Source organism: Frankia sp. CcI156 (assembly GCF_001983015.1).
GTDB classification, from domain to species: Bacteria; Actinomycetota; Actinomycetes; order Frankiales; family Frankiaceae; genus Frankia; species Frankia casuarinae.
The window spans coordinates 1-1,959 of the sequence record NZ_MOMD01000128.1 but is presented as its reverse complement, the minus strand read 5'-3'; the positions used below and the strand labels follow the sequence as shown (position 1 = coordinate 1,959).

Annotated in this window: 1 protein-coding gene; it reads left to right on the top strand. The window is 70.8% G+C overall.

Translation table 11 applies throughout. The annotated features are described in order from the left end of the window. Positions 1-35 precede the first annotated feature (35 nt). On the top strand, positions 36-1,959 hold a 1,924-nt coding region (locus CcI156_RS23630; protein WP_254847593.1), incomplete at its 3' end, for a condensation domain-containing protein.

The following is a 1,959-nucleotide window of genomic DNA, read 5'->3' as shown; positions in this document are numbered from 1 at the left end:
CGCCGCGTACCGCGGTGGAGGAGGTGTTGTGTGGTTTGTTTGCGGAGGTGTTGCGGTTGGAGCGGGTCGGGGTCGAGGACAGTTTCTTCGATCTTGGTGGTGACTCTCTGCTCGCGATGCGGCTGATTGCCCGGGTGCGGGGGGCGCTCGGGGCTGAGGTCAGCATCCACGACCTGTTCACGGCGCAGACCCCGGCCGGTGTCGCCAGGCTGGTCGGCGGCGACGGTACCGCTCGTACCGCCCTGGTGGCGGGCCGGCGGCCCGCGGTGCTGCCGCTGTCGTTCGGCCAGGCGCGGATGTGGTTCCTGAACCGGTTGCAGGAGGGCAGCGCGGTCTACAACATGCCGATGGCGCTGCGGCTGCGCGGTGACCTGGACCGGGCGGCGTTGCGCGCGGCGTTGGCCGACGTCGCGACTCGGCACGAGAGCCTGCGGACGGTGTTCCCCGACTCGGATGGGCTGCCCTTCCAGCAGATCCTGGCGGGCGGCCCCGAGCTCGTGGTGCAGGACACCGATGAGCGGGAACTACCCGGCCTGCTGGCGGCCGAGGCGAGTCGTCCGTTCGACGTGCGCCACGAGCTGCCATGGCGGGCGTCCTTGTTCGCGCTGTCCCCGCAGGAGCACATGCTGCTCCTGGTGATGCACCACATCGCGGCCGACGGCTGGTCGATGGGGGTGCTGACCCGCGACCTGTCGGCGGCCTATGCGGCGCGACTGTCCGGTCAGGAACCGTCGTGGGCGCCCTTGCCGGTGCAGTACGCCGACTTCGCGGTCTGGCAGCGCGAAGTGCTCGGCAGTGAGGACGACCCGGACAGCCTGATCAGCAGGCAACTGGCGTACTGGCGGTCGACCCTGGCTGAGCTTCCTGCCGAGCTGACCCTGCCGGTCGACCGCCAGCGCCCGCCCGTGGCCTCCTTCGCCGGCGGCTCGGTGCCGCTGCGGCTCGGCCCGCAGGTGCACGCGCGGCTCACCGGGCTGGCCCAGGACGAGYGGGCCACGCTGTTCATGGTGATGCAGGCGGCGATTGCGGTACTGCTGTCAGGGCTCGGCGCGGGCACCGACATCGCGCTGGGCACCCCGGTGGCCGGTCGCGGCGACGCCGCCGTGGACGATCTGATCGGGTTCTTCGTCAACACGCTGGTGCTGCGCACCGACCTCGGCGGCGACCCGTCCTTTGCCGAGCTGCTCGGCCGGGTGCGGGAGATGAACCTGGCGGCGTACGCCCATCAGGACGTGCCGTTCGAGCGGCTGGTGGAGGAGCTGCAACCGGCCCGCTCGCTGTCCCGGCACCCGCTGTTCCAGGTGATGYTGACCTTCCAGAACACCCACCAGGACGGGGGTTGGGAGCTGCCCGGCCTGTCGGTACGGCCGGAGCGCTCTGGCTCGGACGTGGCCAAGTTCGACCTGTCGTTCAGCCTGGCCGAGAACCGCACTCCCGACGGGGAGCTCGCCGGGATCAGCGGGGCGGTCGGCTACTCGGCCGACCTGTTCGACCAGCGGACGGCCGAGGAGACGGCGAACCGGCTGGTGMGGGTGCTGGAGGCGGTGGCTGCCGATCCCACGCTCCGGGTCAGCCAGGTGCCGCTCCTCGACGAGACCGAGCGGGCCCGGGTGGTGGATGGGTGGAATGAGACGGGGGTGGTGGTGCCGGAGGTGACGTTGTCGGAGTTGTTTGAGGCGCAGGTGCGGCGGAGTCCGGGTGCGGTGGCGTTGGTGTGTGAGGGGCGGGTGGTGTCGTATGGGGAGTTGGAGGTGGCGGCGAATCGGTTGGCGTGGCGTTTGGTGGGGTTGGGGGTGGGTGCGGAGCGGGTGGTGGCGGTGGCGGTGGCGCGGTCGGTGGAGTTGGTGGTGGCGTTGTTGGCGGTGGTGAAGGCGGGGGGTGCGTATCTGCCGGTTGATCCGGAGTATCCGGCGTCGCGGGTGGGGTTGATGTTGGCTGATGCGGATCCGGTGGTGGTGT